This window comes from uncultured Brevundimonas sp. (assembly GCF_963975535.1).
Lineage (GTDB): Bacteria > Pseudomonadota > Alphaproteobacteria > Caulobacterales > Caulobacteraceae > Brevundimonas.
In genome coordinates this window covers 217,670-230,352 of the sequence record NZ_CAXBHE010000004.1, presented here as the reverse complement: position 1 = coordinate 230,352, position 12,683 = coordinate 217,670, and the positions used below count along the sequence as shown (strand labels likewise).

Annotated in this window: 12 protein-coding genes; 4 read left to right on the top strand and 8 right to left on the bottom strand. The window is 67.9% G+C overall.

Features of this window, described 5'->3' with window-relative positions; all coding sequences use genetic code 11:
* The first annotated feature begins 5 nt into the window (after window positions 1–5).
* Window positions 6–2,948, top strand: a complete 2,943-nt coding sequence (uvrA, locus tag AACZ75_RS07385) for an excinuclease ABC subunit UvrA (RefSeq protein WP_339872151.1) — start codon at window positions 6–8, stop codon at window positions 2,946–2,948.
* 16 nt (window positions 2,949–2,964) lie between these two features.
* On the opposite strand, the gene AACZ75_RS07380 is transcribed toward uvrA, so the two are convergent.
* The gene (locus AACZ75_RS07380) at window positions 2,965–3,894 is read right to left on the bottom strand and encodes a hypothetical protein (protein ID WP_339872150.1); all 930 of its coding nucleotides are present in this window, start codon (window positions 3,892–3,894) and stop codon (window positions 2,965–2,967) included.
* 28 nt (window positions 3,895–3,922) lie between these two features.
* The gene (locus tag AACZ75_RS07375; RefSeq protein ID WP_339872149.1) at window positions 3,923–4,819 is read right to left on the bottom strand and encodes a hypothetical protein; all 897 of its coding nucleotides are present in this window, start codon (window positions 4,817–4,819) and stop codon (window positions 3,923–3,925) included.
* A gap of 126 nt (window positions 4,820–4,945) precedes the next feature.
* On the opposite strand from AACZ75_RS07375, the gene trmFO reads away from it, so the two are divergent.
* From trmFO to AACZ75_RS07360, 3 genes are read left to right on the top strand one after another with little or no spacing between them, the layout of a single operon-like run.
* Window positions 4,946–6,349, top strand: a complete 1,404-nt coding sequence (gene trmFO / locus AACZ75_RS07370; protein WP_339872148.1) for a methylenetetrahydrofolate--tRNA-(uracil(54)-C(5))-methyltransferase (FADH(2)-oxidizing) TrmFO — start codon at window positions 4,946–4,948, stop codon at window positions 6,347–6,349.
* On the top strand, window positions 6,349–6,552 hold the full coding sequence (locus AACZ75_RS07365) for a hypothetical protein (RefSeq protein ID WP_339872147.1): 204 nt from the start codon (window positions 6,349–6,351) through the stop codon (window positions 6,550–6,552). The genes trmFO and AACZ75_RS07365 overlap by 1 nt, the downstream gene beginning before the upstream one ends.
* A gap of 5 nt (window positions 6,553–6,557) precedes the next feature.
* Window positions 6,558–7,439, top strand: a complete 882-nt coding sequence (locus tag AACZ75_RS07360; protein WP_339872146.1) for an oxygenase MpaB family protein — start codon at window positions 6,558–6,560, stop codon at window positions 7,437–7,439.
* Window positions 7,440–7,464: 25 nt separating this feature from the next.
* Here AACZ75_RS07360 and AACZ75_RS07355 read toward each other — a convergent pair whose 3' ends face one another.
* The 6 genes from AACZ75_RS07355 to secD form a co-directional block, all read right to left on the bottom strand.
* Complete coding sequence (locus tag AACZ75_RS07355) at window positions 7,465–7,995, bottom strand: nuclear transport factor 2 family protein (RefSeq protein WP_339872145.1); 531 nt, start codon at window positions 7,993–7,995, stop codon at window positions 7,465–7,467.
* A 75-nt stretch (window positions 7,996–8,070) separates the two neighbouring features.
* Window positions 8,071–8,700 carry a squalene/phytoene synthase family protein gene (locus AACZ75_RS07350; RefSeq protein ID WP_339872144.1) on the bottom strand — a complete coding sequence of 210 codons (630 nt, stop codon included), beginning with the start codon at window positions 8,698–8,700 and terminating at the stop codon, window positions 8,071–8,073.
* Window positions 8,697–9,368: a DUF998 domain-containing protein gene (locus AACZ75_RS07345; protein WP_339872142.1), complete on the bottom strand. Its 672-nt coding sequence runs from the start codon at window positions 9,366–9,368 to the stop codon at window positions 8,697–8,699. Before AACZ75_RS07345 ends, AACZ75_RS07350 begins: the two co-directional genes overlap by 4 nt.
* Entirely contained in the window at window positions 9,361–9,981 is a 621-nt protein-coding gene (locus AACZ75_RS07340; RefSeq protein WP_339872141.1) for a hypothetical protein, read from the bottom strand. Before AACZ75_RS07340 ends, AACZ75_RS07345 begins: the two co-directional genes overlap by 8 nt.
* Window positions 9,982–10,105: 124 nt before the next feature.
* Window positions 10,106–11,074: a protein translocase subunit SecF gene (gene secF / locus AACZ75_RS07335; protein ID WP_339872140.1), complete on the bottom strand. Its 969-nt coding sequence runs from the start codon at window positions 11,072–11,074 to the stop codon at window positions 10,106–10,108.
* Window positions 11,074–12,666 (bottom strand): protein translocase subunit SecD, encoded by a 1,593-nt coding sequence (gene secD / locus AACZ75_RS07330; protein WP_339872138.1) that lies wholly within the window; start codon window positions 12,664–12,666, stop codon window positions 11,074–11,076. The genes secF and secD overlap by 1 nt, the downstream gene beginning before the upstream one ends.
* Window positions 12,667–12,683 lie beyond the last annotated feature (17 nt).

Genomic DNA, 12,683 nt, shown 5'->3' with positions numbered 1-12,683 from the left:
ATTCCATGACCGAAAAACATAATTTCATCCGCGTCCGCGGTGCCCGCGAACACAATCTCAAGGGCGTGGACGTCGATATCCCGCGCGAGAAGCTGGTCGTGATGACCGGCCTGTCCGGCTCGGGCAAGTCCTCGCTCGCCTTCGACACCATCTATGCCGAGGGCCAGCGCCGCTATGTCGAGAGCCTCTCGGCCTATGCCCGCCAGTTCCTCGAACTGATGGGCAAGCCCGATGTCGACCTGATCGAGGGCCTGTCGCCGGCCATCTCGATCGAACAGAAGACCACCTCGAAGAACCCGCGCTCGACCGTCGGCACGGTGACCGAGATCCACGACTATATGCGCCTGCTCTGGGCCCGGGTCGGCGTGCCCTATTCGCCGGCCACCGGCCTGCCCATCGAGAGCCAGACCATCTCCATGATGGTCGACAAGCTGACCGCCCTGCCCGAGGGCGAGCGCCTGCTGCTGCTGGCCCCGGTCGTGCGCGGCCGCAAGGGCGAATACCGCAAGGAGATCGCCGAATGGCAGCGCACCGGCTTCCAGCGGCTCAAGATCGACGGCGAATTCTACGCCATCGAGGACGCGCCGGTTCTCGACAAGAAGTTCAAACACGACATCGACATCGTCGTTGACCGCATCGTCACCAAGGCCGGGCTCGAGGCCCGCTATGCCGACAGCCTGCAGACCGCCCTGAACCTGGCCGATGGCCTGGCCACCGCCGAATGGGCCAGTCCGCCCGACGGCGAGGAGCCGCGTCGCATCGTCTTCTCCGAGAAATTCGCCTGCCCCGTCTCCGGTTTCACCATCGCCGAGATCGAGCCGCGCCTGTTCTCGTTCAACAATCCGTTCGGGGCCTGCCCGACCTGCGACGGCCTGGGCGTCAAACTGGCCTTCGACGCCGATCTGGTCATCCCCGACCGCGACAAGGCCCTGCACAAGGGGGCCGTCGCGCCATGGTCCAGGGGGCCCTCGCCCCTCTACACCCAGACCCTGCAGGCCCTGGCGCGCCACTACGGCTTCTCGATGGACAAGCCGTGGCGCGACCTGCCCGAACAGGCCCAGTCCGTGATCCTGCGCGGCACCGGCTCCGAGAAGATCAAATTCGTCTATGACGACAACGCCCGCACCTATGAGGTCTCCAAGACCTTCGAGGGCGTGCTGCCCAATCTGGAGCGCCGCTGGCGCGAGACCGACAGCGCCTGGGTGCGCGAGGAACTGGGTCGCTACCAGTCGGAGACCCCGTGCGAGGCCTGCGGCGGCAAACGCCTCAAGCCCGAGGCCCTGGCTGTCCGCATCGACGGTGCCGACATCGCCGACATCAGCGCCCTGTCGATCTCCAAGGCCTACCTCTGGGTCTCGACCCTGGCCGAAAGCCTCAGCGACAAACAGCTGGAGATCGGCCGACGCATCCTCAAGGAGATCAGCGACCGGCTGCGCTTCCTCAACAACGTCGGTCTCGACTACCTCAGCCTGTCGCGCGCCTCGGGCACATTGTCCGGCGGCGAGAGCCAGCGCATCCGGCTGGCTTCACAGATCGGCTCGGGCCTGACCGGCGTCCTCTATGTGCTCGACGAGCCCTCGATCGGCCTGCACCAGCGCGACAATTCCCGCCTGCTGGAATCGCTGCGCGGCCTGCGCGACCTCGGCAATTCCGTGCTGGTGGTCGAGCATGACGAGGAGGCCATCCTGACCGCCGACTATGTCATCGACATGGGCCCCGCCGCCGGCATCCACGGCGGCGAGATCTGTGCCGAGGGCACCCCGGCCGAGGTGCTGGCCAATCCCGGATCCCTGACCGGCAAATACCTGTCCGGCGAACGCGAGATCGCCCTGCCCGTCGACGGGCGTCGCCCGATCAACCGCAAGAAGATGCTCAGGATCAGCGGGGCCACCGGCAACAATCTCAAGAGCGTGACCGGCGAGATCCCGGTCGGCCTGTTCACCTGCGTCACCGGCGTGTCCGGCGGCGGCAAGTCCACCTTCACCATCGAGACCCTGTACAAGGCCGCCGCCCGCCGCCTGCACAATGCCTCGGACGCCCCGGCCAATTTCGACCGGATCGAGGGGCTGGAGAATTTCGACAAGGTCATCGACATCGACCAGAGCCCGATCGGCCGCACCCCGCGCTCGAACCCGGCCACCTATACCGGGGCCTTCGGCCCGATCCGCGACTGGTATGCCGGCCTGCCCGAGTCAAAAGCCCGCGGCTACGGCCCCGGCCGCTTCAGCTTCAACGTCAAGGGCGGCCGCTGCGAGGCCTGTTCCGGCGACGGCCTGATCAAGATCGAGATGCATTTCCTGCCGGACGTCTATGTCACCTGCGACGTCTGCAAGGGCAAACGCTACAATCGCGAGACGCTGGAAATCGTCTTCAAGGGCAAGAGCATCTCCGACGTTCTGGATATGACGGTTGAGGAGGCCGCGGCCTTCTTCAAGGCCGTGCCGCCGATCCGCGACAAGATGCTGACCCTGGAACGGGTCGGTCTCGGCTATGTCCAGGTCGGCCAGTCGGCCACCACCCTGTCCGGCGGCGAGGCCCAGCGCGTCAAACTGTCCAAGGAGCTGTCGAAACGGGCCACCGGCAAGACCCTCTACATCCTCGACGAGCCGACGACCGGCCTGCATTTCGAGGACATCCGCAAGCTGCTGGAAGTGCTGCAGGAACTGGTCGAGGCCGGCAACACGATCGTCGTCATCGAGCACAATCTGGATGTGATCAAGGTCGCCGACTGGCTGCTCGACTTCGGTCCCGAGGGTGGCGAGGGCGGCGGCGAGATCGTCGCCACCGGCACGCCGGAACAGGTCGCTGCCGACCCGAACAGCTGGACCGGCCGCTACCTCAAGGAGGTGCTCGACCGCCACGAAACCCGCCGCAAGGCGCGGGTGGCGGCGCTGACGGCCGATGCCAGGGTCAAGGCCGGCCCGGGCCGGGCCAGGACCCGGGCCTGATCCGCCGCCGCCGGCCTCAGGCCGTCGGCTCCGCGACGCCGAAACCGGTGATGTCGCGGTAGGCGGCGGCGAAGGGCGCATACAGCACCCCGACGGTCAGGGCATAGACCACGGCCTCGACGAAGGCGCTGGCGATCACCCAGGGATTGGTGATGTCGAACCGGGCCTGCAGGGCCGCCAGATCCGACCCGTCCGAGCCGAGCGACCAGGGGGCCAGGCCCGACATCATCGCCAGGGGCATGGTGATGATGGAGGACAGGACGCCGATGATCACCACCATCACCGCGGTCAGGATGATCATGCCGAGCAGGGGCCAGAACCGCCCCTTGGTCACCGGGAAGGAATCGAAAATCGCGATCCGCTTCTGGGCCACGGTGATGGGAACGGCGAGACAAAGCCGCACGGCCAACCAGATCGACAGGGCCACACCGGCGAGCCCGACGACCACCGCCACCAGGACGGCGATGCGATTGCCCGAGGCCTGGGCGAGGCCCGCGGCGAGGCCTACCGCGAAGATCAGGGCCGCGAACAGGATGATCCAGAGCAGCGACAGCACCACCGTCACGACCACCACCCGCACCTCGTCCATGCCGAGCCGCAGGTAGCCGAACCCGCCCGCCCTGGGGTTCAGCACGCCGCGCGCCACGGCGGCCGCCAACATGGCACTGACGATGATCGAGACCGGGAACAGCCAGCCGATACTCAGGAAGAGGCTGCCCATCGCCTGGAACAGGGCGGCCACGTCCGCAGGCGGCGGCGAGGTCACCCCTTCCATGGCCTCGGCCATTTCGGTGACCCGGGCCAGGGGGCCCATGGCGCGCGACATGGCGAACAGGCTGGCCACGCTCACGACGGCGTAGAGCAGGCTCCAGGCGACCAGCGCCAGGGGATTGCGCCGGACGAGGCGGAAGCCCTCGAACGCGGCCTCTGTGGCGGAAAAACTCATCATATATCTCCTGCGCGTCTGGTCTGGTTCAAAGTTCCGGCGCGTGCGCCGGTTCCGCTGTCGGGGTGGGGTCCGTCCCGGGCTCGGACACCGGCGCCGGCGCGCTGCTGTCCGCCAGCTGGCGGCAGGCCGAGGCAAACGGGGCGAGCCCGAGGGTCAGCAGCAGGCCGTAGACAAACGACAGCACCAGCCCACCCAGGGCGCACACGATCCAGTTGGCCATCAGCCAGGGAACCGGGTCACCCCAGTTGGCCGGATTGGCCCAGACCTCGATACTCTCCAGATTGATGAAGGCCGCTCCGACGCCAAAGGCCGCCAGGGCCGCGATGGCCACGGCCAGCTCGACGAGCAGGATGATCACCACCAGCAGCAGCATCATGCCGAACAGCGGCCAGGTCTGGCCCCGCCCCAGACGCCAGCCCTGGACGAAGGCGAAATCGCGGTACAGCACGCTGGCCGGCGCGATCAGGCTGATCCGCGCCAGCATCAGCCAGACTCCCAGGATCAGCACCAGCACAAGGGCCGTGATCGCCATCCAGTTGCCCGGAGAGTTCAGCTGCCAAACGGCATAGCCGACGGCCGCGCCCAAAAGCACCAGCACGATCAGGGCGACATAGACGCCGATGAACACCGCGACCCCGACCACGGCAACGCGCAGCTCGTCCATGCCGAGCCGCAGGGAGAAGACGGCCGTCTCCCTCGGCCGGATGATCGCCCGCATCACGGCGGTATAGACCACGGCCATCACCAGCAGCTGGACGATGTGCAGCAGGCCGCTCACGCCCTGCAACTGGATCATCCCGGTGAAGTCGGGATCCCGGCCGGCCTCGGACGAGGCGATCGCCTCCGCAATCATCGGCAGCGTGACCAGGACGGCTCCGGCCGACGGCAGCAGGATCAGCAAACCCCAGACGAGAACCGACACTGGCCGACGTCCGACCAGGCGAAATGCGTCACCGAATGCCGTACCGATTGAAAATCTGGCCATTAGACCCCCCTATTGCCCACGGCCACGCTAGCCCGGTTGGAGCGGCAAGGCTAGAAGCCGCCCATGACAGCCTCCCTTCCCGCCCCCATCCACATCATCGGCGGCGGTCTCGCCGGGTCCGAGGCCGCCTGGCAGATCGCCTCGGCCGGCGTCCCGGTCATCCTGCACGAGATGCGCGGCGTGCCCGGGGTCAAGACCGACGCCCACCACACGGATGGACTGGCCGAGCTGGTCTGCTCCAACTCTTTCCGCTCCGATGACTGGGAGCACAATGCCGTCGGCCTGCTGCACGCCGAGATGCGGGCGCTGGACTCCATCATCATGGCCTGCGGCGACGCCCATCAGGTGCCCGCCGGCGGGGCCCTGGCCGTCGACCGCGACGGCTTCTCCCAGGCCGTCACCGCCGAACTGGAAGCCCACCCCCTGATCACCATCGTCCGTGAGGAGATCGCCGGCCTGCCACCCGAAGACTGGGACAATGTCATCGTCGCCAGCGGCCCCCTGACCTCCCCGGCCCTGGCCGCCGCCATTCTCGAGCTGACGGGCGAGGAGAGCCTCAGCTTCTTCGACGCCATCGCCCCCATCGTCCACGCCGACAGCATCGATTTCGACATCGCCTGGCGTCAGTCGCGCTACGACAAGGAAGGCCCGGGCGGGGACGCCGCCGCCTACGTCAACTGTCCCATGAACAAGGAACAGTACGAGGCCTTCATCGACGCCCTGCTGGACGGCCCCAAGGCCGAGTTCAAGGACTGGGAGAACGTCCCCTATTTCGACGGCTGTCTGCCGATCGAGGTGATGGCCGAGCGTGGCCGCGAGACCCTGCGCCATGGCCCGATGAAGCCCGTCGGTCTGACCAATCCGCGCGACCCCCAGGTCAAGGCCTATGGCATCGTCCAGCTGCGTCAGGACAATGCGCTGGGCACATTGTTCAACATGGTCGGCTTCCAGACCAAGCTGAAACACGGGGCCCAGGCCGAGGTGTTCCGCATGATCCCCGGCCTGCACGAGGCCCAGTTCGCCCGCCTCGGCGGCCTGCACCGCAACACCTTCCTCAACAGCCCCAAATTGCTGGACCGCCAGCTGCGGCTGAAGGCCATGCCGCGCCTGCGCTTCGCCGGCCAGGTCACCGGGGTTGAGGGCTATGTCGAGAGCGCCGCCATGGGCCTGCTGACCGGCCGCCTCGCCGCCGCCGAACGCCTGGGTCGCCCGATCGAGGCTCCGCCGGTTCACACCGCCATGGGGGCGCTCGTCGAACACATCACCGGCGGCCACCTCGACGGCCCCGGCGGCATCTCCAAATTCCAGCCGATGAACATCAACTACGGCCTGCTGCCGCCGCTGGAAGCGCCCAAGGTCGACGAGGCCGGGGAAAAAATCCCGCTCAAGCAACGCGGCCGCGCCAAGAAACGACTGATGAGCATCCGGGCGCTGGAAGCCCTCAAGGCCTGGCGGGATGCGGGGTGATGACGACTCCCAGTCCCGAACTCGAGCGCTTCCGCGCCCGGCGCGTCACGGCCATCTTCCGCCTCGACCTGATCTCCAAGGGCGCGCAGATCACCTACGAGGACGGTACCCCGGTCGACATGGCCTCGGAAAAGCAGCGGCTGGAGGGCGTCGTCGCCGACATGGACCGCCGCATCGAAAAGCTGGAACGCACGGAAGGCTGACCCCGGTGCTCGACCCCGTCCGCGTCCTGATCCGTCGCCGGATCACCGAGGTCTTCAACGACGCCGACAAGGGCGAGCGGCCGGTGTTGCGCCGCGCCGACGCCCTGTTCCCGGTCGACGGCGTCGCCTGGCGGGTCAATGGCGACGTCGTCACCATGATGATCGGCGGGGTCTCGGGTCTGCTGCTGCAGATGCTGCACCCGGCGGTCCTGGCCGGGGTCTGGGACCATTCGGACTTCCGCTCCGACATGCACGGCCGGCTGCGGCGTACGGCCAAATTCATCGCCCGCACCACCTATGACCATGCCGATGCCGGCCGCGCCGCCCTCGACAAGGTCAACCGCATCCACGCCAGGTTGGGCGGCACCCTGCCGGACGGCACCCCCTACCGCGTCACCGACCCGGCCCTGCTGGCCTGGGTCCATGTGACCGAGACGATCAGCTTCCTCGACGCCTGGATCCGCTATGCCGAACCGGCCATGCCGCTGGCCGAACAGGACGCCTATTTCGCCGAGATGGCCTGCATCGGTCAGGCGCTGGGGGCCGACCCCCTGCCGCGCACCCGCGCCGCCGCCGAAGCCCTGATCCAGTCGTACCGCCCCCAACTCCGCGCCGATGCCCGCACCCATGAGGTCGCGGCCCTGGTCATGGCCCAGACCGTCGGATCGCCCGCTGTCGACATCGCCGCCGGGGTGATCATGCAGGCCGGCCTCGACCTGCTGCCTGACTGGGCCCGGGCGATGCACGCGCCGCACCCGGGCGGTCTGCCGCGCCCGCTGCTGCGCGGCGCGGCGCGCAATACCGCCCGCCTGATCCGCTGGGCCTTCGAGCGGTCGCCCAACCGGACCGTGTGGCCGGCCACTGTCAGCGAATTTCCGACGCGCTGACCGACCGGGCGATCGCCGCGGTTCGTCAGTCGGGCGTCACCTTGTCGACCCACTGCGCGGTGTCGGTATATTGCTGGAAGGCGACGATCTTGCCGCCCGACAGGGTGAAGACATGGGCGAACTGGGCGTCCAGCGCCTCACCCGTCGCGATATTGATCCCGGCATATCGACCCAGCGAGACGACGCGGTCGCCACTGGCCAGGATCGTCTCCGGCGTCGCGGTAAACCCTTGCCACTGCTGGCCGACCCGCCCGAACACCCCCTCGAATACGGCCGCGGGGCCGGTGTAGGGATTGAGATCGGCATAGGGACCGCTTTCGGCCTCGATCCAGACGATGTCGGGCGACAGGATCCCGCGGATCGTGGCCCCGTCGCCGGCGGCGAAGGCCCGGTACAGGGTCTCGACCACGGCCTTGTTATCGGCCTCGGCCGTGACGGCGGCGGCGATCGCAACGCCGGTGACCGTCGTGGCCGGGGTCGCGGCCATCGCCACGGCGGGCAGACAGGCGAGGCCGGCAGCCGCCAGCGCGGCCATGGAAATCTGGCGAAGAGTCATGGGTCCCCCAAGAGCGATCAGTCGCTGAACGACCATCGTTAGGCGGGATCACCGGTGGATGGCAAGGACCGGGGGTCAGATCCGCCCGGTCGCCACGCTCCACGTCAACCGCAGCCGCTTGACCGGATCGGGGGCATCGCTGCGGACCAGGGCGGCATGGGCCACCGCCGGAAAGGCCTCGGCCGGCAGGGCTTTCAGGGCGACATTGGCCGACGCGCGCAGGGCCCGCGCCTCATCCGTTCGCCCGACCTGCCCCAGCCCCCACATCCGCCCGGCCGCGACCACCCGGTCCTGATGCCCCGGTCCGGCCAGCACCTGCACCGCCGCCTGCATCGGCCCGACATAGAAGGCGTCGAGATCGTGCGGCTCGCCGTGCACCCGCCCGACATGAGCGGCGATCAGGGCGTCGAACGGCGCGCGCCCCAGGCCGTGGCGCGCCACCACATCGGTGAGGGCCTCCAGCACCGGATGGCCCTTGCGGGCGGTGCCGGCGAACACCCCGTCCAGCTGCTCACACCACCAGACGTAGCGCATCTCGGCCAGCAGCGGCTGGGTTACCCGGGTCGGAATGGCCAGCAGTTCGGCCTCAAGGGCATAGAGGGCGATCAGGTCCGCGCGCGCCCGCGGATCGGTCACGAACCGGCTGGACAGCCAGCGGTCGGTATCGGCGGCGCGGACCTGGGCGTCGAGACCGGTCCCGCTCACGACCCGGCGGCCGCCTGCGCGGCCGGTGGCGTCAGGCGGCCCCGGGCCAGGGCCCATCCGAAGGCCAGCAGGAACACCGCGATCGCGCCCTCCAGCCCACGCTGGAACAGCCCGCCCATTTCCGCCTCGACGATGATGGCCCCGAAACCGACCATGGCGATGACGACACATATCGCGCCGAGCGGGGCCAGCCATGACGCACGGCCGTGGCGCGCCCACAGGCCGGCCAGTCCCATGCCGATGATTCCGGTCAGATAGCCGGTGCCGCCGACCAGGTCGTGCATCATGGCGTTGAAGGTGATCTCGCTGCGCGCACATTCGAAGGCGCACGGATAGACGCCCGCCCCCGACAGGCTGAGTCCGTACCAGCCCAGCAGCAGACAGGCGGTCACCGCCAGTCCGCTCCGGCGCAGCAGCCACGCGGCGATCAGGCAGAAGCCGCCCATGAACAGACCGCTGGGCACGAAGCCCCACCAGCTGACCGCCGGGCCCGTCACCGCCCCGGTGGCCCCCAGCTCACTGATATGCTGCCGGACGTGATCGTATCCCGGATAGACGGCACCGCCCCACAGGATCGCGCCCAGCTGGATCAGTTCGCCGGTGACCAGCAGGCCGAGCGCGATGCGACCCAATGCCTGCCGCCCCCCCGTCATGGCGGGATCAGCCAAACAGCGTCTGGTACATCGCCATCGAGGTCAGCATCGGCAGCGACAGCAGCGTATTGGTGCGGCTGGCCAGCATGGCGACCCGGGCCGCCTTGGCCTTGGCGTCGTCATCGACGACGATGATGCCCAGCGCGCGCTTCTGGTTCGGCCAGATAATGCCCCAGACGTTGAGGAACATGACGATCGCCAGCCAGACGCCGATCCCCATCAGGGTGTAGCCCTTCTGGTCCTCGGTCAGGCCGGCGGCCAGACCGAACGACAGCACCTCGATCGCATAGGCATGACCCCGGCTGAACATGACGGCCAGGCCGGCGACGACGGTGGCCAGCGCCGACCAGCGGAACCAGAACAGGGCCTCGGGCGCGATGTATTTGCCGACCGCGGGCTTCAGCTCGGCCGGGATCGCCGGCATCACGCGGATCTGGACGAAGTTGAAATAGTACAGCAGGCCGATCCACAGGATCCCCGCCAGGACGTGGGTCCAGCGCAGCACCGCCTGCCAGAACAGACCGTCAAAACCGCCGGGCGAGACCTGACCGAAGGCGAAGATCATCACCCCGGCGAGCACCAGGCTCAGCAGAATGGTGTTGCGGAAATTCGAAAGCAGATTGCCCATGACCAGCCCCTCCCAAGGCGGCGCGAAACGCGACGATTCGTGATGATAGCGCCGGGCGGGCCCGGCGGGAATACAGCCGGCGCCGGGGCGTGGCTGGACCGTGTCCAGCCCGCCCGATTCCAGACTAGGGCCGGCTGGCCATGCCCAGCTTGACCGGCGTGGCGTCCTCGTCCCGTGCGCCGCGCCGTACACCCCACAGCAGGATGATCGGTGCACCGACGTAGATCGACGAATAGGTGCCGATGATGATGCCGAACATCAGGGCCAGCGAGAAGCCGAACAGGGCCACGCCGCCGTAGACCGCCAGCGCCGCCAGCACCATCACCGCCGTCATCCCGGTGATGATCGTCCGCGACAGGGTCTCGTTGATCGACAGGTCGATCACCTCGCCCAGGGGCATGGTCTTGTACTTGCGCAGGTTTTCGCGAAGGCGGTCGAACACGACCACGGTGTCGTTCATCGAATAGCCGATGACGGTCAGGATGGCCGCCACCATGTTCAGGTTGAACTCCAGCTTGAACAGCACGATCAGGCCGAAGGTCAGGATCACATCGTGGACCAGACCGGCCACGGCCCCGAAGCCGAACTGCGGCTCGAAGCGGAACCAGATGTAGGCGAACATCAGCACCACGGCCATGCCCAGGGCCCACAGGCCCTTGCTGAACAATTCGCCCGAGACCTTGGACCCCACGACCGAAACGCCCGAGAAGGTCACGTCACCGACCGCCGCGCTGACCGCCGCCTGCACGCGCTGCACGACCACGGTCTGCTCCTGGCCTTCCGGAATCTGGAAGCGAACGATGGCGCTGCTGTCGGTATCGATGCCCTGCACCCCGACCTCGCCGATGTTCAGCGCGTCAACCGCGCCGCGCACCGCGCCCAGGTCCAGGGTCTGGCCGCCGCTGCGGGTCAGTTCCATCGCCGCGCCGCCGCGGAAGTCGATGCCCATGTTCAGGCCGGGCATGATGACGCTGACCAGCGACGCGACGCACAGCACCACGGAAAACACCGCGGCGACGCGGGCATATTTGACGAACTGGAAATTCGTCTTCTTCGGCAGAAGTTTGATCAGGGGCCATCCACGCATGCTCATCACTCCGCGATCGGCAGTTTCTTGGGTTTGGCGACCTTGAGCCAGAAGGCCAGCATGACCTGGGCCGTCAGGATCGCGGAGAGCATCGAGGTGACGACGCCGATGCTCAGCGTCCAGGCGAAGCCCCGCACCGGACCCGCCCCGAAGGCGAACATGATGGCCGCGGCCACCAGGGTCGTGACGTTGGCGTCCATGATCGTGCCCCAGGCCTTGCTGAAGCCGGTGTCCATCGAGGCGATCACCGAGCGACCGGCCCGGGCCTCGTCGCGCATGCGTTCATAGATCAGCACGTTGGCGTCCACGGCCACGGCGAACGTCAGCACCAGACCGGCGATACCGGGCAGGGTCAGGGTCGCCTGGGTCAGGGACATGGCAGCGATGATCAGCAGGCCGTTCAGGACCAGTCCCAGCACCGAGATGCCGCCGAACAGCAGGCCGTAGGCACCGAACATGAAGACCAGGATGATCATGAAGCCGATCACCGTCGACAGCTGGCCGGCGGCGACGGCGTCGGCCCCCAGTTCGGCGGTAACGGTGCGGCGCTCCTCGACCTTCAACGGGGCCGGCAGGGCCCCGCCGTTCAGCAGGTTCACCATCTCCGAGGCCGAGGCGATCGTATAGCCCCCCTCGATGATGCCCTGGCCGCCGGTGATCGCACTGTTGATGCGCGGGGCCGAGATCACCTTGCCGTCGAGGATGATGGCGAACGGCTTGCCGATGTTGGCGGCGGTGGCCACGGCGAAGCGGCGCGCGCCGGCCCCGTCGAAGCGGAAGCCGATGGCCGGCCGGTTGTTCTGGTCCGTGGTGACCGTGGCCTGGGTCAGGTTCTCGCCCGATACCAGTACCCGGCGCTTGACCAGATAGGGTTCGTTGGCCTCGCCATACATCAGCTCGGAGTCCGGCGGGATCCGCCCGGCCAGGGCGTCCTCGACCGAATTCTCGACATCCACCATCTGGAAGGTCAGCTGGGCGGTCTGGCCGATGATGCGCTCCAGCGCCTCGGGATCGCTCTCGCCCGGGGCCTGGATGACGATCCGGTCCGCGCCCTGGCGGGTGATCGAGATTTCCTTGGTGCCGGTCTTGTCCACGCGGCGGCGCACCACCTCGATCGACTGGTCGACCGCCGTGGCGCTCATGCTGTTCAGGATGGCGTCGGTAAAGCCGAAGCGGATGCGGTTGCCGGACAGGCGCTGGACCTGCCGCTCGGCCACGCCATTGGACCCCGAGCCGCCCGCCAGCGTCCGCAGGGCCGTGAAGGCCGCGTCATACTGACCGGCGTCGGACACGGTCACGATCACGCCGCCCGCTTCCCGCTCCAGGTTGTTGGTGCTGATCCGGGCCTCGCGCATGGTCGTGCGCACGTCCTCGATCAGGTTGGTGACCTTCTTCTCGCGCATGGCCGGCACATCGACCTCGAGCAGCAGGTAGGAACCGCCCTGCAGGTCGAGACCGAGGTTGAGGGTGTTCTTCGGCAGCCAGCCCGGCAGGGCATCGCGCTGCGCCGGGCTCAGCAGATTCGCGTAACCGAACAGCAGACCGAAGGCGAGCGTGGCGGCCAGAAGGATGACCTTCCAGCGTGAGAGATGGATCATTGGGAGAGTCCCGGGCC